The sequence below is a fragment of the Adonisia turfae CCMR0081 genome (genome assembly GCF_011009555.1).
In the GTDB taxonomy this organism is placed as follows: Bacteria; Cyanobacteriota; Cyanobacteriia; order Phormidesmidales; family Phormidesmidaceae; genus Leptothoe; species Leptothoe turfae.
In genome coordinates this window covers 7,539,490-7,556,441 of sequence record NZ_QXHD01000004.1, presented here as the reverse complement: position 1 = coordinate 7,556,441, position 16,952 = coordinate 7,539,490, and the positions used below count along the sequence as shown (strand labels likewise).

Below are 16,952 nucleotides of genomic sequence, written 5' to 3'. Positions count from 1 at the left end.
ACAATGACAAACATATAACAGTTATTGTCTCGTTAAGGAAATTCAGGCATACTGCCAACTATGGCTGAAGTCACCAATGAACTGATGTACGAATTGCTGAAACGCATTCATGCCGATATGGCAAATCACGGTCATATGCTAAAGGAATTGCGTGACCGGGTTGCATCGCTAGAGACAATGCGGACAGATTTGGTCCGCATAGAGCATCGCATCGACAACCTCACCGATCGCTTCGAGCACATTGAAAAACGCTTTGATCTAGTAGAAGCGTAAAACAGGGCTAATTGTAACAAGACTCACGCTCCGTGTTCCGGCTTTAACATGGCGATGATCCTAATCGCCTGGTCAACAGACAAATACCTAAGCTCAAGTCTGACTTCGTCGCTTTTCCAAAGCTGGGCTTTACCGTTATCGAAGTAGATGGTTTTGCTGTAGCGAACGTCAGGGCAAAGACGACCACCTGGCGCAACCTTTAGAATAGCTTGGGCAATATATTCCTCCATTTCAGCCTGTTTAATTTGCTCGTTGTGGCGTTTGAAGGCCTTGTCATAGGCCGTGAGATAATGCGGAATCAGACGGCGTTGAATATCGGCGGCGATGTCCTTAGCTGGGCGGGCAATGCTGAGGGCGTCACCATAATCGCTTTGCTGGTCTTTGATTTCGCCGTCAAAGTCTTTCAAGACGGCATAGGCGGCATTGACCAGTTTCATTATCTCTTCCCCAGCGGGGTTCACGTCAGGATGGTATTTCTTGGTTGCGGCATGATAAGCAGTTTTTATGTCGTCTGGGGTAATTGTTCCGGTTAATCCTAGAATCTTCGCGGCATCATAGATGTTCATGATGTCGGTTCCTTTCTGTCAGTATTCAGTTGTCGTGATTTGGTTGAGAGAAAGGAGGGGCGTTACTCCGCCTCCGCCGTGTCCAGCTTCTTTCTCAAGCGGGCGTCCTTGATGGTCCGCACGGTGATGGTCGCGTTGTTGAAGAAGCGTTTTTCACCTTCAAGCAGCGTCTCGGTCTGCTGGTAGGCAATCTTGCCGAGAATCTTGACCCGCTCGCCTTTTTTGAAGCTTTTGGCGTACCGAGCGGCTTCCCTATAAGCGAAACAGGTGTGCCAGACAGTATCCTGGTCCTGCCACTCATCACTGCCCTCGGGCTTGTAGCTGTCGGTGGTAGCAAGAGAGAGGCGGACAAAGGGTTTGCCGTTCTTGTCTTTGAATACATCCGGGGCTTGACCCAGGTTGCCGGTGAGGATGACAGTGTTGTTGTTTGCCATGATGGTTTCTCCTTGTTGGCGGTTGAAAATCATGGCTTTGCCCAGCGCCGGGGCAGGTTCGGGCGACCAGCAAAACTGCGGAGGGTCCACAGCGTGGAAACCGTCGTTTTGCTTGGCGGCCTGGTTCTGATTCCCGGCCTAAAAGCCGGAGTGATTTTCAGCTATGCCAACCAAGGCGGAGAACCCTGGTAAACCCATGACAAACCGCCTGTAGCGCTGGCAGCGACAGGTCAGGGCCGATGACAACAATATTAAGAACGACAATAACTATGTCCCCTGCCCTTCCTGGTAGCATGGTGCTATAAGGTGCTCAGATCAGTTTTGAGTGAGGATAAGGAGACTTTTGTACCCAAGATACGAATATGGATTAAAGACGCTGTATGACGCTTATAGCAGCAAATAGGCGTATCAAGGGACAAGGGATGAGGCTTGATCGCATCGCACAGCCAGAGAGTAAGTGGGTGTTAAGTGTTATCGCTTTAGGAGGCTCGGCTATCCACTGATAGCGGCTCCAGCAACGTCTTGTCGGTTAAAGAACGCTGGAGCTAGGCGAAGTATTCAGAGGATATTCCTCGCCCACCAGAGACGAAACTGTTGTGCGGAAGATGGCAGCACAGACGGCAATCTCATACGCCGTGAAGTCCTCGACCCGGATAATGCGCCGCTGAAACTCCTGCGGCGACAGAGTCAGGGCAGCTGCTAAAGTTTCGCTTGGGACTTGCAAAATCCGCTGAAAACCCTCGATTTGTTGGCAGAGGTTTTCAGTAAATCGAGCTTTATCCGGCAGCCTTGGTACGGCTGGTCGAGAATCGGGCATAGAAATATCCTGCGTATGGGTGGCCGGGGTGATGGTCACGCTGTCAAGAGAGCAGCACCAAGGAGACGCACGTCCAAAAACGTACGCCCCTCGGCACCCCGGCCATAAGCAGGGATGGATACGTCACCACCATAGAGGGGATTTGGCAGTAACGCACTCTTGAACAGGGGAATGACCATTTTCCCCAGGTCAACGGCGGTTGACCGAGGGTGGAGTGTAGGAAACTCACCAGTGACCGTCAAGGTTGTGCGACGAAAAAACTTTCGATTATCGAAAAAATATGACTGATCGTCTTGATAGTGCTACTGGTCATGAGCAGGGCAAACATCAGCGGCAGACGCATCAGGGAGATGCGCAGGAACTCTAATCTGAAACTTGTTGAGCTGTCAGCGGCACTGGAAATAGACTACGGCATCAAACTCAGTGAAGCCGACTTGTCGAAGATTGAGCACAATCAACGCGGCGTCAAAGATTATGAACTCCATGCCTTTGCGCAATTGTTCGAGGTGCCAATGGATTTTCTGGTCAGCCAGCACCCAAACCAGACGGAAGAGTAGCTTTACAAGCAAACCTGAATAGCCCTTAATCGCCCTCAGATGAGTTTTAACGCACTGTTAAGGTTTTGAATGACCCAAGGTGGCACAAAATATTCAATGGCCCTTTTGGCGGCTTTATTTTGGCTTATCGGGTGCGAAAGTAGTGCCGAGCATTCGGTTGATCAAACTGTCGGCACCGCCACAGTTATCGACGGCGACTCTCTCACCATCAGTCAGACTGAAATCAGATTGTGGGGCATTGATGCTGTAGAGCTGCATCAAACGTGCCTGAAAGGAATATACTCTGGCGCTGTGGCCAAGATGCCAGACAGGCCCTTGAGGATGAAACCAAGGGTACTCAGCTAAGTTGCGATCACAAGGATACAGACCGCTATGACCGAACCTTAGCTGAATGCTTTGCTGGGGAAATCAACCTCAATGCCTGGATGGTTTGTTATGGCTGGGCACTGGCCTATCGGCGCTACACGAGGCAATACATCAAGGACGAAAAGACAGCTAAAGCTGAGCAGCGCGGTATATGGCAGTCGAAGTTTACTGAGCCTTGGAAATGGCGGCGGCAATAGTTCAAAACCAGCTATCAGTCAGTTTTTGGAGGTTAACGATTTGACTGTCCGATAGAAGCGACTTAATCTTCTCGTCGGTACATCACGGACAAAACAAATACGTCAACATGCCCGAGTCAGCGACACGCCAACTTAGCTTATTTGCTGAAGACAGGGCTAATCTTCCACTTAAAGACGATCGAGTTTTAATGGAGCATCCTTTTTTCTCGCTTGAGAAAAAACCGCAGATGAAACCCATTTTTTACCAACATGATGACGTAGAAATTATAGTGGAGCCTGGACCTCGCGGAGTTGCAACCATCTGGGATAAAGAAGTTTTAATCTACATAGCCAGTATTTTGAATGAGCGGATTGAACGTGGTGAAATACCATCACACAAAATTCGATTTGTGGCTGCAGACTTCTTAAAAAGGACCAAACGCAGCACCGGCAAGCGAGGTTATGAATTGCTCCTTAATGCCCTGGACCGGTTGCGTAATACCAGCATTAGAACAACTATTGCCTCAGGAGACGAAAAAGAGCGGCGAGGTTTTGGATGGATTGAATCATGGCGCACTATCGACCGTACTCTTCCGAATGGTAAAACCGTCATGGTTGCTGTTGAGGTCACTCTTAGTGACTGGGTCTTCCGTGCAATTACACGCGACCGAAGGGTTTTAACCATTCATGATGAATACTTTACGATGAGTAAGGGGCTCGCTCGTCGTTTCTATGAACTGGCTCGAAAGCACTGTGGTAGGCAGAAAAGTTGGTCTATTAGCTTGCCACGGCTCAAGGATAAATGTGGCTCCAACCGCGAGATCAGACGATTTAAGGCGGATGTTGTCAGCCTAATTCGGGAAAATTGCCTTCCTGAATACACGATGGAAATTAATGTAGCGAGAGATCCAGCAAGGAGCCGCATTACTTTCCGCCCCAAAAAACTGATAAACAAGACATCTGCCTCACAGCGGCCAAAACTAAAGGGTAGCTTTGAACTCTCAGTTCATACCCTGATTGACGCAAAGGAGAGCTATCCAAATTACGATATTCAGCATATTGAGCAAGAATGGCGGGCTTGGGCTCAGAAAAAACACAAAGACGCACCTCTAAATCCGGATAAAGCCTTTCTTGCTTTTTGTACCAGATACGTTGCTAATCACCCTATCTGATGGAAACGGTACTTCGCGGACATTATTGGCGTTCCACCAAACAAAACTCATATCTTTCTATCCAAATCAGTCTCAGCAAGCATCATGAGAGCCAAAGTTATCCACATTTTTGTGGATAACTCGCCCCTATTTCCTATTTTCAACGGTACTTCGCGGATAAAACGTCGGTACTTCACGGACTTTTCAACGGTACTTCGCGGACATTTTCAACGGTACTTCGCGGACAAAATGTCGGTACTTCACGGACTTTTCAACGGTACTTCGCGGACAAAACGTCGGTACTTCGCGGACAAAAATGCACTTTAATGCCTTATATTCTGGGCCTTTCAGCAAACTGTAACGTATTAACAGTTTATTAACGTTCTAACTATTGTTTTATAACTGTTTAATTAACACTCTTTAACGGGATTTCCTGTGGATATGTGGACAATCGCTGACGCGAATGCTATCGCTTTGCCAACATATCCACAGACAACAATCATTGTGTTTTGAAAGAAAGTCACTGCTGATAGTGTGATTTCCTACAAAACCTGCTATCACAGGGAAACGTGAATAACTCCTTGCAATAAAATACTTGATTAACAGAAGCTGGTTTAGGTGATTATTACAGTTGCAGGCTACAAGGGTGGGATTGGAAAAACGACAACGGCAGTCCATTTGGCAGCATTTTTCCAATCCAAGGCTTCTACCCTTTTCATTGATGCTGATGAAAACCGCTCAGCTCTGAGCTGGGCAAAGCACAACAAATTATCTTTCGAGGTGACAACTGATAACTTTGCACCAAAGCTGATTATGGCGAGGCGACCAGAACATATTGTGATTGATACAAAGGCTAGGCCGTCACCAGAGGACTTAGAGGAAATTTCACAAAACTGTGACCTCCTGATTCTGCCGTCAACAACACGCCCCATGGACTTAGAGGTGTTGGTCCAAACTGTGCAGGCTATCAAGAAAATGGAAACCCCTTTCAGAGTGTTGTTAACGATGGTGCCACCGAATGCGACCAAGATTGTAGCAGAGCTGAAAGAATTATTAGCTAATTCAAATATCCCAATGTTTAGCACTGCTATTCAAAAATATGCATTTGTTGAGCAATTACCGCTTGAAGGTACTTTGGCAAGTGAAGCAAAAGATGGTAACGCCCAAAAAATCTGGTATCAATACACACGGGTAGGACAGGAAATTCTAGCATGAGCCGAAAATCAAAGCTAAGTGCGGTCTTTGAAGCGGTTAATGACGAGCCAGCCCAGGCCGTTCAAACAAATGTATCCTCCGAGGATGCAGCAGCATTCATCCAAGTCCAACCAATTAAACTCTCACGGATTTATGTAAATCAAACTCAATTCCGGAAATACTTTGACCCTGATGAGCAGGCAAAGCTAAGAAATTCTATCGAGCAAAATGGTTTTCAAGGCTCTATTCTACTAAGACCTTTACCAGAGAGCCTCAGAGCCGAAGCTGATCCCAACTGTGACTTTGAGCTTATTTATGGTGAGTCGCGTTACCGTGCCGTCAAAGACTTAGGGTATGACACCATACCCGCTGAAGTTAAAGAGCTAACCGATTATCAGGCTCGGCGGATTCGTCTTGATGAAAATCTCGTACGTAATGACCTAAACCCGCTGGAGGAAGTGGAAGGGGTTTTGGAAATCGCAGCAGATGAACTTGGGATCTCGACTAGGAAGGTTATCTCACTGCTTGATGAAGTTGTAAATAATGCACAACGTAAAAAAGAAATGAAGAGCGATATCGCTCTTCAGGCTGAAAAATTAGAGGCTGTTCTTGAATACTATAAAAAAGGGAGTCTTACCGGATTCCGTGGCAAATTTAGAAAGCTGCAACGCTTACCAGAAGATATTAAAACAGCTGTTCGTGAACAGTTAAGCTGGAGCAAGGCAGTAGAAATAGCGCCTGTTAAGGATGCAGAGATTCGAGGAAAACTACTACGGTGGGCAATTGAAGATAATCCATCTGTGGCAGAGATTCGTAAAGAGCGAAGAGAGTTGTTGCAAGCTACTGCCCCCGAAGCGGAGACGGATAGTAATGATAATTCATTAAAACTTCGTTTCTACAGAGGACTAACCAAAATTAGTAAGTCTGAAGAGTGGGCCAACCCCGAAAGCACAGAAAGACTTGAGCGGTTGATTCAAGAAATTGAGGATATTTTCCAAACTAAAATTTCTTGATTTATTGAGCTTTAGCAAGATTTGCACCACCAAGATACGTGTTACCAAATAAAAAAGGAGGCCGAAGCCTCCCAATAAATCCTGAGTAAAACAACGATTAATGCTCACTGGGGAGCAAGAGCACAGGCATGTCTCTCCCTTCCATATTGCTCCATTCCACATACAGTGTCATGGATTGCAAAGGAAAGTCAGTCACAGAAATTTCCTTGTTAAAGATGGTCGTTGTATTACCATCATTAGCTGTGAGCGTACCTGCGCTATCAGCAACTTTCAGCTCCCAAACCTGAAATGGTTCTTGCCGAATCGATTCCAGTTGCTGCGCGATGAAGATATCACCCAATAGCCAATAGCATTCAGCATTCTCTGCCAGGTATTGCACACCATCTGTGTAGTAGCCCAAAACGGCAACTCCGAGACGGTAACGATACCAGGTTGTTGTTCCCGTAAAATATGCAAGGTTCGCTTGCAATTCTTGTGGATTAAGCAAGACACAACAGTCTCCTACGACAAAACGCAGGACTCATAGCAACCTGGAAGGTAGAGAGCTATAAGCTGGCGCACACTTTAGGCTGGCCAGGCTAGAATCTTACGCTAGAGCGTCTGTGCTTTCATTTGTTCCAGAGCCTCACCGCAAACTGTGAATGCCAGTTCACAAATACTGTTGAATTTCTTTTGATAGTCAGGATTGAGTGGATGGGTCTCGGTGTATTCACAAAGCGCAGTAACTGTGAACAGCAGAAAGGGTAAGCGGGGGTCGTCCACAATAAAATCCGTTTCATACAGTGCATCGATCCAGTCATGAATCATCTCGGGGCTGGCTTTTTCGGCCAGTAGCTGCAGTGGATTATTATCAAAAACCCTAGGTAGATTACTCATGGGGCTCCTGTTCCAAGGCATATGTCTGTAGGTGGAACTGCAGGATGAGCGCTGTTTTTGCCTGCACCGTCATCAGGATTTGTCTGACCCGATGATCGCAGCTCCCCTCTGGTCATTCAGTCAATCTTTCCTGTAAGCGTTCGTAGCGTTGTTGATTTTGTTTCAGCAACTCGACACTTCTTCCCGTGCGTAAGTCCGTTCGTCGTCATCATCGCTGTTGCTCCTGTGTTAAGAGGCGCTTATCTGGATGCTTTCTAAAAAAAGCTGCTGCTCCCGCTTCCGGCGTTGGACCAATCCTGGTGCAATCTCCGGGTCGACCTGACCATGGGGTACCCAGTAAACCCAGTCTTCAAATGCAGCGGCAGCCGCCTGCAAATTGCCATTATTCAGGTGACGAAGCAACTCAGAAGTTGCCAGGCCGCCAGTGTTGTACTCAAAGCTAATGAGCGCCGTTCGTTGTGTTTCTGCTAGGGGGACGGTGACGAGGTCACTTACACGCTGACTGGCAACAGCCAGATGTGCCTGTAATCGTTTGTCAGCTTCAGTTGGGGTGATCTGTTCACCAGGCCGTGAAGGGGTGCCGTAGCCAATAGACCAGCGTTTGAGGCCATTGGCATCAGTGCCATCGGGGTAAGCCTCCAGCTGCAGACCTTCCAGCTGCTTGACCAGCTCGATCGCTGTGTCTGACAAAGGACTGAGGTGACTATTTGCCAGCTGATTCCCCTGCTTCCAAAACCTAAAGGCTTTATCTAGAATCGGTTTAGTGGCTGTGCGGTCGGTGCGATCGCCAGTCACTGGGTCAATCACCGCATGAACATGATCACCGGTACTGTTGCCGGTACTGCCTTGCAGGCCCAGCGCTTGGCCCAATTGCACGGTACTATCCTGGGCCACCTGATAACGATGCAGATGGGCCATAAACCATCGATTGCCATCACTGCATTTCAGCCACAGATAGTTACCGGCCCGCTTGGTCTGACCAATCTCCTCAATGATGCCAGGGCAGGGACTGGGAATGGCCACGCGAGTACTATCAGTTTTTGGATCAATGAGCGTAAAGTCCCATGCTCCTGGTGGACTGTTGTCGTATAAATAAGGCGTTGCGATCGCAAGCGGGTCAAAAGAGGCCACGCTCGGCATATAAACACCGTCACGAGGGTGTTGGTGCTTTTCTGGGAGTTCAGTACCCTCCAGCAGCCAACCCATGCCTGGCAGGCTGGAAATCGCGTTTATCTGCGCTCCTAATTCTGTCACAGCCCAATTGAAGGCGGCATAACCACCAACACTGAGAAGCAGCAGAAACACCACCAAAAACTGCACCAGGGCTTCGATGAGACTGCGCTGTTGTTCGGCCCGTTGCTCCAGTCGAGCAACACGGCGGCGCTGGAGGTCATTTTGTTCTCTCAAGGCATCGGTCAGGGCCGATAAGGCCAGGGTGGCGGCAATCCCTTCGCGGGTTTTGAGACTAGGGAGATGATGCTCCGCCACATAACCCGTAACAGGGTGCTGTCGTGTTTTCCGTTTGGCTCGTTTCGCGAGATTTTGGGCAATGCGCCATTTCCAGTTAAGGGGCGGTGTCGAGTCGCTCATGGGCGTTCTCCCAGCGTTGATTTGCATCCTCCAGCAGAGCCTGGGTTTTCTGCGGGAACAGAATCTTACTGCACAGCATGATAATCATCAGCATCATGAGGCAGGTCAGCCCATCGACCAGAGTTTTCATGGCGCGCTATCCTCATCGCGATCGGCAGGCAGCGGGGTGGTGAAGGCGCGATAGACACGCGCCGCTAGGGTCATACTGTCGTCAACAATGGGGCCGACTTTCAGATTGCCTTCCTCAATGGACTGGAAGAAGAGCGTCATCAGACCAAAGGCGAGCAATACGGCACCGCCTGATTTCAGCAGGTTCCACATGGGGGTAATCTCCAAACAATAAATAGCCGTAACGGGTGTCAGGTCTCAGCAGCAGCAATCGAGGCAGTAAAGTCACCATTCACCAGGCTGTCCCAGTGTTTCGCCAGCGCCTGCCAGCGCGGGTCAGAGGTCTTGCGCTGTAGCTTGGATTCATCAAGCAGTTCGGCCAGCTCCTCCTGATAGGGCAGAGCCGGGTCAGCGAGTTCGGTGCGGGTTTTAATCTCACCGGCTTCAATCGCCTGAATGATGTGCGGGCAGGCCTGCCACACCTTGAGCAGCCAATCGAGTCCTGGTTCGATTACCTCGGTAATCTCATGGCCGGTAAAGTGCGGAATCAGTTTCCAGTCAATCCGCTCTGGGGTGACATACACCGCTGGATGCAGAGTGGGGTTGTTGATGGCGGTAATCTCATCCACCTGAGCGACCACCTCAAGGAAAGTCCGCTTTTGAGTCTCTTCAAGGCCGAGAACGGTCTGTAGCCGCTTGGATTTGGCCAGCTTGGGGAAGATCAACCAGGGGAAGCTTGAGAGATATTCCAGCGGCATCCCAGTCTCTTGCGCGCCAATGCGCTGCACCCCGGTCACCAACATGACGTTTCGCTTGCCTGCCCGGTTATAGGCGACCTTCAACTCTCTCAGGAACTCAGCATAGTAAGCATCGTCTTCCGGCATCCCAGGGAAAGATTTGAGATTGTTAAACTCATCCAACACAATCAACAGGGGCGTTGTCTGTTTGGTGGTGGCGAGACGGTTTTTGAGCGTGGTGCGGATGGTATTGAGGCCAGCAAGATTGTCAAAAATATGGGTACCCAGCACCAGGTGCTCGGGCCAGGGTGAACCATTGGCGTCAGCCTGGTTGAAATGATATTCCGGATCAAACACCATCACCTGACCTTCGGGATTGAGCAGGGTGAACCGCTCCACCAGTTTTTGAATGACACGGGTTTTACCTTCGCCCGGCAGACCGCCAATCACCAGTGGCTGAAACCGTTTGGCTGCCGGATCTAACGTCACCAGCGCATTAAAGAATTGCGGATCTTCGCTGAGCCGGGTGTAGCTGTCCTGGAGTTGTTTCAGCAGGGGCACCTGAGCGGCGACCGCTGAGACGACGCGGCGGGCATTGTGATCAACGGTATCGGGGTTAAACAGTTCGGTCAGAGCCTCCATCACCTCATTGCTATAAGCTCCGACCGCCGCATCAGGGCGGACACCTTTACGAGCAGCCGTCATCACCCCAAAGGTGGTGAGCGTGGCTCCGGCGACATAGGCAGGGATACTCCGCAAAAGTATTCCGCCTAAGACCCCCAGCAGCATGAGACTGCCTGCTGTCAGCGCCCGGCTTTGCTGGTCAGCATTGTAGGTTGAAGTCATAGGTCTTAACGCCTCCAGATAGGCTGGTCTTGGACGGTGAATCAGCGGCTGGTTGTTGCTGTAAATGGCTTGCCAAAGCGACCGCTTGCCGCTCGGCTGCCAAGGTGGTGAGCTGAGCAAAGTGGTCTGGATTGCCCTGAAAAGTACCGGTCTTGGCGGCAAGAGTCGCCAGCTCACCAATAACGGCCTGGTCGCGGCCTGCTAGAAAACGGGCGACATCGCCCTGGGTCTGCCCAGCCCGCAGGAGATAGTGGGCACGGGCATCTATGTAGGTGAGATATTGCTGCAGAGCCGCCATACAAACAGACTCTGGGGCTGGCTCCGCCTCAGCGGTGAGGACTGTTGGACTGCCGACGGGGATATCAGTGGGCGGTGCTGTCTTCTCAGCTGCTGACGCATTGTTCTGGGCGGTTGCAGCCTGAAGAACAGCAGTCGTTTCCTTGGCACTGCCTGCTGGCAACAGCGTATTGAGCAACATCCCCATGCCGCCAATAGCGAACAGGGCACAGATGAAGATGCCGATGGGCTTAGCGGGTTTCATGCTCTTCTTCCTCCAGGCTGGCAATCTGTTGATAACGTTCCAGCACGGCTTGCCAGGCTAGGAACTCTGGTTCGTCAGCTTTATCCTGAGTCAACAGCCGGGCCAGCTCTTCCTTGGCAAGTTGGATCGCCAATTCTGTTCTGGTTGGGATTCTGGGGAGTGTTGGGCCTGGCACCAACAAGGTCACCGCCATGTAGGCGATAAAGGCGGTAACGGAGCCAAAGAACATCAGTAAATGGTAAGCTCCAGCGCCCCAGTGCAATACGCCAGTCATCAGCAGGGAGTAGATATTAAATCCAATAAAAGCCGAAATTGCTGGTAGCCAAAAGCGGAGTCCAAGCCTCTTAAAGCGGGCAAAAAACAACCAAATTCCACCAGCAATTACAGCGGTATTCACCCATATACCAAGAGGACTCGCATCGCTATTTTGGGGTGTTGAAATACCCACTAAAAGAGAGGGCAAAAGGCCAAATGAGAACAGGCTGGACGGCAAGCGCACGGCTGGTGCTAGCGGGCTTTTCCCCTGCGCTTCAGCAGGGTTTGTATGCGCTTGCTGGCCCTCAAACCCTGAGCGCGTGGTAAGCGCAGCGGGTTTAGGGGAAGGAGGGGAAGGAGTTGAGAGAATATCTTCTGACATGGCATAACCTCAAGTCGTCAAAAGCAAGAAATAACAAAATCAAAACCGTATTTTTGTGACCTGTACTTGTTGAGTCAAAATAGCTGTTAGAACGGCCACCCACTAGACAATAAAGAGAGAAAAGAGCGAAGCTTTCACTAATCCTAAAAAGCACTAGAAGCTCTGATATTTATGAGGCTGAGCGCAGTGGCGAGACCCCATGATCAAGCAGATTGACCAGGCTCGAAATGGTGGTATCTGAATCGAAATCTTGTTCTGTGGTATCTGTTTCGGTGACTGTTGTTGGCGCAGCGGTAATCTCGTCAGTTGAGACTCTGCCACCAGTAATGGTGAGGCCAGCACGCTTGTGGTCGAGAAGCAGGGTGTTAATCGCTGTACTGAAGTCCACATCCCAGTCCTGCATCTTTTGCCGGATATAGGGAATCAGCTCAGTACTGATGCTGGCACGTCGATTATCGGGAACGTGGTACGGCATAGGGTGGTCATTGGCCTCCACTCACCTGGTCTAACGTCGCTTTTGCCAGTAGTAACAAACCCTGGACATGGGCGCGTGCGCCGTTTTTGAGAGTATGAATCCCTTTTTGTTGCAGCACGGTTTCGATCACTGGCAGCTGGCTGCCGCCGCCAATAGCGATAACGGCATTGGCACTGGCAATCCACGGTGCTGCCAGGGACAGGGCAGGGGCCAAAACACTCTCGACCCAGGGGGACAGCTCCTGAATATAGAGGTTATGAAAGCTCCAGCCGGTGGTGCCGTAGATAAAGGTCTGCTGTTCAATGGCCTCGCGAATTAGCACAATATCACCAACACGCTTCAATGTACGACGGGTTTCTGGATGTTCAGCAATGGCGGAGAGCAGTTTTTCAACGCCGCTATCCCTTACCTGACGCTGCATCAAGCGCCCTCCTTCACCAAACAGGGAGACAATGGTGGTGCCAAAGCCGAGATCGAGCACCACCATTTGCCGGGTGGCGGCAAGGCGTCCACCATTGGCAGCGATGACGCCATAGCTCTCTTCAAACACTCGGCTGACACGAATCGTGACAGTACTGGGCGGGGAATCGGCAAACGCGACGGTATGTTGACCGGCAAGAGCCTCGGCCAGACGGCCACCCATGGTCTGGGCATCCTGAATCGAGGTCACCAGCTGCAGATCCCAGGAGGGTTGATAGGGCAGGGTTGCAAGACAGCCGAGCAGCAATTGCAGGCCGTATTTGATTTTGCCGTCGGGATGATCTGTCACCCGAAAATGCTCTTTGGGGCGGTATTGGTAGGCCGGAAACCCAGTCAGCCAGCGACTGCGACAGAGATCGGCGCGTGGACCACTGATGTAGCTGACACAGCCACCGTTTTGACTGCGAGGCAGGTCATGTAGTTGCTGATGGATGGGCGTAATTAAGGCAGGGGTTGTGATCGCGTGCTTTGGCAGTTCCAGCTTGGAAAAACCAAAACCACCATCGAACGCAGCGGGGAAGGGGGCGGTAATTGACAACGCCTGACCAGCGCGGTCAGACCGTGTCAGCGGTTGACGAAGGGATACCATGGCGGTCTCCTGATAAAAATGAGCGGAAAGGATTGCTGTTACTAAGATGGAAGCGCTGGAGCGGGCAAAGGCGCTATCCGATGCCGAATGACGTAAACTGACGATCTGTGTCAAAGCGTTATGCGCTCTGGCATGCTTTGCCATCATTTGTCATCACATGCACTGTTGTAACACATCAGTGCCAAATGGATCAAGGTGACATCAAAGTGATGACAAGTTACACCTGGTGATAGAGGCTCCTATGGCGGACAAGGCTGCAAAAAAACGCGACCGAATAACCCTTGACATCTCTGGCATGCGTGAGCGCATAGAAGTGGCACGCTCAGATCCGTCATGGAATCGTCTTAGTCTGAATAAAAAAATCCAGGTGCTCCTGGAAGAACGGCTCAATCAACTTGAGGCTGAGCAGTCAGAGGCCGATTGAAGTCAAACGTCTGCTTAGAATCTGTAGTGTTTACAAATCTTTGTTTAGGGCAATAAGGGTAGATCGCTTGTTCTCCCTTGCGAGCGAGCGCCTTGGAGAGATCAGAGTGCCAGGCGCGATCGGGGAGCAGTTGTTAATCTTTGCCAATTGTCTGTATAGTTAGAGCCAAGCTCTGTGTCATTGCACGCCACTTCATCTCGGATCCACTGGAACGGGTTTCAGGTCCTTGATGATGCGCCTTACTTGGCTAGTGGTGATGCGCTTCCGGTTTTTTTGCCATAACCAGTCCATCTAGATGATTCTGGCCAGATGATTCTGGATGTCATTCTTCACGCCATGGTTTCGATCATGGTGCCGATAGATCTGCATCCAGAATCACTCTTGGCTGGAAGGACTGGACACCCATAGCAAGAATCCCCAGCTGCTGGAACAGCTGAGGATTCGGACAGCACAATTGAGATCGTGCGTGATGCAGTAAAAGCCGACTCCGCAAAAGTCTGCTTTCAAATTGAGTTGCCTCTATTTAAACACAGTCTCCTGCCAAACGACAAGGGAGGGCCACAGGGGCATTTGCGCTCAAATTGGCACGCATTTTTTTCGCTAAATCTCATCTGTGCTCGCTGTGAGCCATGCAGATCAAGAGCCATAGACAAGAGAATGCGTGATGGTTGATGCAGAGTCGCGGTCAGGCCAGGGGGCCACCGCCCAGCCCCAGAAGAACGACCGCTCCCACTTCAAAATTAGTGACTATCTGGACTGCCTGCAGCCTGATGGTGGCAGTGAAACCAGGACCGAACGGTCATTTTTCTGTCCGGTTTGTCAGAGTAAAAATTTCAAGGTCGATCTAAAGACCAATAAATACAGCGGTTTTAACTGCAAGTGTACGCAGAGTGAAGCCAGTAAACGCAAGCTGCGGGCACTGCTTAGGGAACTTCGACGTGACCAAAAGCCGGTCCGTCCAAGGCAGCAGCGGTCGTGGATCTATCAGGATGCTGAAGGACGTCCGTTGATAAGGGTTAACCGGCAGGATTATGGCAATGGCAAACGTAAGATCTGGCAGGACCCTATACAAAAGGGAGCCTGCACGGACCTCAGAAAATTGGCCCGGCCCTATCGCTATCAGGAATGCCTGGAAGCCATTGAGCGTGGAGAACCTATATTTTGGGTCGAGGGTGAACCCTGTGTCGATGCCTTGCACAGCATTGGCATCACTGCCACCACGACCATTCAGGGCTCCAATTCTTACAACTCAGAGCAATATCGCGGGCTATTTCCTGTAGAGTCCCTGGTGATTTGCCCTGATCGTGACCTGCAAGGCCTTAAGTATGCAGGCGCAATCGCTGCTGATTACGAGGGGGCTAAGTGGTGCTATGCGAAACCAGATTCCAGACTGTGGCAACGTCTTTCAGCCAGCGGTGGCTGGGATATAGCCGATTGGATCGAGGAAGGGGCAACGGCGGAAATAATTCTGGCGGCAGTGGAAGAACGGCGGACCTTTGCCGCTGTGACACCGGAGGCCACAAAACAGGCTGATGACTCATCAACCACAACCAAACCCAATGCCTTCAAACGCCAGTATCACTACATTGAGCAGCGCTACCTCAGCCGTTTACGCTTTAACGAATTCACCAAGGACATCGAACTGGATAAGAAGCCGCTTGATCTTGGCGATTTTAGGGTTAGGCTGGCTGTTGACAACAATCTTGATGTGCGGCTCGACAATCTTGGCCTTATCCTCAAGTCTCTTGCCGAAAAAAATCCTTTTCATCCGGTTAAAGACTATTTGAGTCAGTGTGTTGAACAGCATACCGATACGCAAATTCTTCAAGAATTCGCCCAGCGCTATTTTGGCTGCCCTGAGCCTATCTATAATATTTTCTTAAAACGCACGTTGATTGCGGCGGTTGCCCGAATCTTTGAGCCTGGCTGCAAAGTGGACACGGCGCTTATCTTGCAGGGGAAGCAGGGATACCGAAAATCAACGTTCTTTAAGCTGCTCGCTGGCGAGGACTACTTCGATGATTCGCTTGGAGCCATTGATAAGGATGAAAAACTGAAGCTTCATCAGACATGGTTTGCGGAGTGGGCTGAGTTGGAGAGCGTATTCAAGCGCAAGGATATTTCCCTTACCAAGGCTTTTCTCAGCAGCAGCGTTGATGTCATCCGACCGCCTTACGGCAAACAACCGCAGCGGATGAAGCGGCAAGCGATTATTGTCGGCACCACCAACCAGGATGAATTTTTAAGTGACAGCACTGGGAATCGTCGGTTCTGGGTTATTCCGGTAAAGCAGCCGATTGATGTGGCGCAGCTACGCCAGGAGCGCGATCTCATCTGGGGTGCTGCCGTGGCGCTCTACCAGGCTGGTGAGCAATGGTGGTTAACGGCAGCAGAAGAGCAGCAAGCACAAGAGTTAGCCAAAGATTATCTGACGACGGATCCATGGCAATCGCGAATTGAAACCTACTTGATTGAGGCACGGCTAACTAAGGTTAATGTCACTGAAGTTCTCAATAATTGCTTTGAAATTGACCCCAGCCAGCAGACTAAGAGCCATCAAATGCGAGTGGCCGAGTGCCTCAAGCGGCTTAGCTGGGAATCGGCCCAGAAAAAGCATCATGGTAAACGACAGCGGGTTTGGGTTAAGCCTGACGGGCTAGCGGTACCAGAAGAATCGCTTTGCCCAACCTCTCCGCCTAATACAACCTCTGCCCAACCGGCAGAGCACAAGCTTGATCTACCTCCAAATGTAGATAGGGCAGCAGTTTATGGGGACAGTGCCCAACCTGCCCAACCTCAAACGCCATCTTTTGTGTCGCATAACGGCCATGGCAAGTTTATCGCCGAGCAACTGGAATAACGGCCATGGCAAGTTTATCGCCGAGCAACTGGAATAACGGCTTTTTAAGGAATTCAGTGGACGGATAGCACACAGGCACAACATTGTAGGCACAGGCAATGGCGGACGTTAACCAGGCAACTGTTTTACAAATTCTGCACAGCGCGATCATGGCGCAGCAGGAACTGAATCAGGCCATTTTGCAGCAATTGACTGAACTCAATGCTGAAAAAATAGAAAATCAATGGGTGAGTCTTGAAGAG

Annotated in this window: 23 protein-coding genes; 8 read left to right on the top strand and 15 right to left on the bottom strand. The window is 50.3% G+C overall.

Features of this window, described 5'->3' with window-relative positions:
* The first annotated feature begins 60 nt into the window (after positions 1-60).
* Complete coding sequence (locus DXZ20_RS36315; protein WP_163703285.1) at positions 61-273, top strand: hypothetical protein; 213 nt, start codon at positions 61-63, stop codon at positions 271-273.
* Between the two features lie 23 nt (positions 274-296).
* On the opposite strand, the gene DXZ20_RS36310 is transcribed toward DXZ20_RS36315, so the two are convergent.
* From DXZ20_RS36310 to DXZ20_RS36295, 4 genes are all read right to left on the bottom strand, one after another.
* Positions 297-839 carry a J domain-containing protein gene (locus DXZ20_RS36310; protein ID WP_163703284.1) on the bottom strand — a complete coding sequence of 181 codons (543 nt, stop codon included), beginning with the start codon at positions 837-839 and terminating at the stop codon, positions 297-299.
* Positions 840-901: 62 nt separating this feature from the next.
* On the bottom strand, positions 902-1,363 hold the full coding sequence (locus DXZ20_RS36305; protein WP_163703283.1) for a single-stranded DNA-binding protein: 462 nt from the start codon (positions 1,361-1,363) through the stop codon (positions 902-904).
* Positions 1,364-1,802: 439 nt separating this feature from the next.
* Entirely contained in the window at positions 1,803-2,090 is a 288-nt protein-coding gene (locus DXZ20_RS36300) for a hypothetical protein (protein WP_163703282.1), read from the bottom strand.
* A gap of 35 nt (positions 2,091-2,125) precedes the next feature.
* Positions 2,126-2,332, bottom strand: coding sequence for a hypothetical protein (locus DXZ20_RS36295; protein WP_163703281.1), 207 nt, complete (start codon positions 2,330-2,332; stop codon positions 2,126-2,128).
* Positions 2,333-2,401: 69 nt separating this feature from the next.
* Here DXZ20_RS36295 and DXZ20_RS36290 point away from each other — a divergent pair, with 69 nt between their 5' ends.
* Complete coding sequence (locus DXZ20_RS36290; RefSeq protein ID WP_163703280.1) at positions 2,402-2,647, top strand: helix-turn-helix domain-containing protein; 246 nt, start codon at positions 2,402-2,404, stop codon at positions 2,645-2,647.
* A 114-nt stretch (positions 2,648-2,761) separates the two neighbouring features.
* Here DXZ20_RS36290 and DXZ20_RS36285 read toward each other — a convergent pair whose 3' ends face one another.
* Positions 2,762-2,905, bottom strand: coding sequence for a hypothetical protein (locus DXZ20_RS36285; RefSeq protein WP_163703279.1), 144 nt, complete (start codon positions 2,903-2,905; stop codon positions 2,762-2,764).
* 5 nt (positions 2,906-2,910) lie between these two features.
* Here DXZ20_RS36285 and DXZ20_RS36280 point away from each other — a divergent pair, with 5 nt between their 5' ends.
* From DXZ20_RS36280 to DXZ20_RS36265, 4 genes are all read left to right on the top strand, one after another.
* Positions 2,911-3,210 (top strand): thermonuclease family protein, encoded by a 300-nt coding sequence (locus DXZ20_RS36280; RefSeq protein WP_163703278.1) that lies wholly within the window; start codon positions 2,911-2,913, stop codon positions 3,208-3,210.
* A gap of 107 nt (positions 3,211-3,317) precedes the next feature.
* Positions 3,318-4,361 carry a replication initiator protein A gene (locus DXZ20_RS36275; RefSeq protein WP_163703277.1) on the top strand — a complete coding sequence of 348 codons (1,044 nt, stop codon included), beginning with the start codon at positions 3,318-3,320 and terminating at the stop codon, positions 4,359-4,361.
* Positions 4,362-4,958: 597 nt separating this feature from the next.
* A complete protein-coding gene (locus DXZ20_RS36270; RefSeq protein ID WP_163703276.1) occupies positions 4,959-5,555 on the top strand; it encodes a nucleotide-binding protein in 597 nt (198 codons plus the stop codon).
* Complete coding sequence (locus DXZ20_RS36265) at positions 5,552-6,547, top strand: ParB/RepB/Spo0J family partition protein (protein WP_163703275.1); 996 nt, start codon at positions 5,552-5,554, stop codon at positions 6,545-6,547. The genes DXZ20_RS36270 and DXZ20_RS36265 overlap by 4 nt, the downstream gene beginning before the upstream one ends.
* A gap of 97 nt (positions 6,548-6,644) precedes the next feature.
* Here the strand turns inward: DXZ20_RS36265 and DXZ20_RS36260 are convergent, their stop codons facing one another.
* From DXZ20_RS36260 to DXZ20_RS36215, 10 genes are all read right to left on the bottom strand, one after another.
* The gene (locus DXZ20_RS36260) at positions 6,645-7,034 is read right to left on the bottom strand and encodes a DUF6876 family protein (RefSeq protein ID WP_163703274.1); all 390 of its coding nucleotides are present in this window, start codon (positions 7,032-7,034) and stop codon (positions 6,645-6,647) included.
* 104 nt (positions 7,035-7,138) lie between these two features.
* A complete protein-coding gene (locus tag DXZ20_RS36255; protein WP_163703273.1) occupies positions 7,139-7,423 on the bottom strand; it encodes a hypothetical protein in 285 nt (94 codons plus the stop codon).
* 228 nt (positions 7,424-7,651) lie between these two features.
* Positions 7,652-9,013 carry a glycoside hydrolase family protein gene (locus DXZ20_RS36250; RefSeq protein ID WP_163703272.1) on the bottom strand — a complete coding sequence of 454 codons (1,362 nt, stop codon included), beginning with the start codon at positions 9,011-9,013 and terminating at the stop codon, positions 7,652-7,654.
* Positions 8,988-9,143 carry a hypothetical protein gene (locus DXZ20_RS36245; RefSeq protein WP_163703271.1) on the bottom strand — a complete coding sequence of 52 codons (156 nt, stop codon included), beginning with the start codon at positions 9,141-9,143 and terminating at the stop codon, positions 8,988-8,990. The genes DXZ20_RS36250 and DXZ20_RS36245 overlap by 26 nt, the downstream gene beginning before the upstream one ends.
* Complete coding sequence (locus DXZ20_RS36240; protein ID WP_163703270.1) at positions 9,140-9,334, bottom strand: hypothetical protein; 195 nt, start codon at positions 9,332-9,334, stop codon at positions 9,140-9,142. The genes DXZ20_RS36245 and DXZ20_RS36240 overlap by 4 nt, the downstream gene beginning before the upstream one ends.
* Positions 9,335-9,372: 38 nt before the next feature.
* A complete protein-coding gene (locus tag DXZ20_RS36235; RefSeq protein WP_163703269.1) occupies positions 9,373-10,704 on the bottom strand; it encodes a type IV secretory system conjugative DNA transfer family protein in 1,332 nt (443 codons plus the stop codon).
* Entirely contained in the window at positions 10,682-11,245 is a 564-nt protein-coding gene (locus DXZ20_RS36230) for a hypothetical protein (protein ID WP_163703268.1), read from the bottom strand. Before DXZ20_RS36230 ends, DXZ20_RS36235 begins: the two co-directional genes overlap by 23 nt.
* Complete coding sequence (locus DXZ20_RS36225; protein WP_163703267.1) at positions 11,232-11,882, bottom strand: hypothetical protein; 651 nt, start codon at positions 11,880-11,882, stop codon at positions 11,232-11,234. The genes DXZ20_RS36230 and DXZ20_RS36225 overlap by 14 nt, the downstream gene beginning before the upstream one ends.
* Before the next feature lie 169 nt (positions 11,883-12,051).
* Positions 12,052-12,357 (bottom strand): hypothetical protein, encoded by a 306-nt coding sequence (locus DXZ20_RS36220; protein ID WP_163703266.1) that lies wholly within the window; start codon positions 12,355-12,357, stop codon positions 12,052-12,054.
* A 7-nt stretch (positions 12,358-12,364) separates the two neighbouring features.
* Positions 12,365-13,540, bottom strand: a complete 1,176-nt coding sequence (locus tag DXZ20_RS36215) for a ParM/StbA family protein (protein WP_250566049.1) — start codon at positions 13,538-13,540, stop codon at positions 12,365-12,367.
* Positions 13,541-13,667: 127 nt separating this feature from the next.
* Here DXZ20_RS36215 and DXZ20_RS36210 point away from each other — a divergent pair, with 127 nt between their 5' ends.
* Both DXZ20_RS36210 and DXZ20_RS36205 read left to right on the top strand, forming a co-directional pair.
* On the top strand, positions 13,668-13,850 hold the full coding sequence (locus DXZ20_RS36210) for a hypothetical protein (RefSeq protein ID WP_163703264.1): 183 nt from the start codon (positions 13,668-13,670) through the stop codon (positions 13,848-13,850).
* A gap of 664 nt (positions 13,851-14,514) precedes the next feature.
* Positions 14,515-16,710, top strand: a complete 2,196-nt coding sequence (locus DXZ20_RS36205) for a VapE domain-containing protein (protein ID WP_163703263.1) — start codon at positions 14,515-14,517, stop codon at positions 16,708-16,710.
* Positions 16,711-16,952 lie beyond the last annotated feature (242 nt).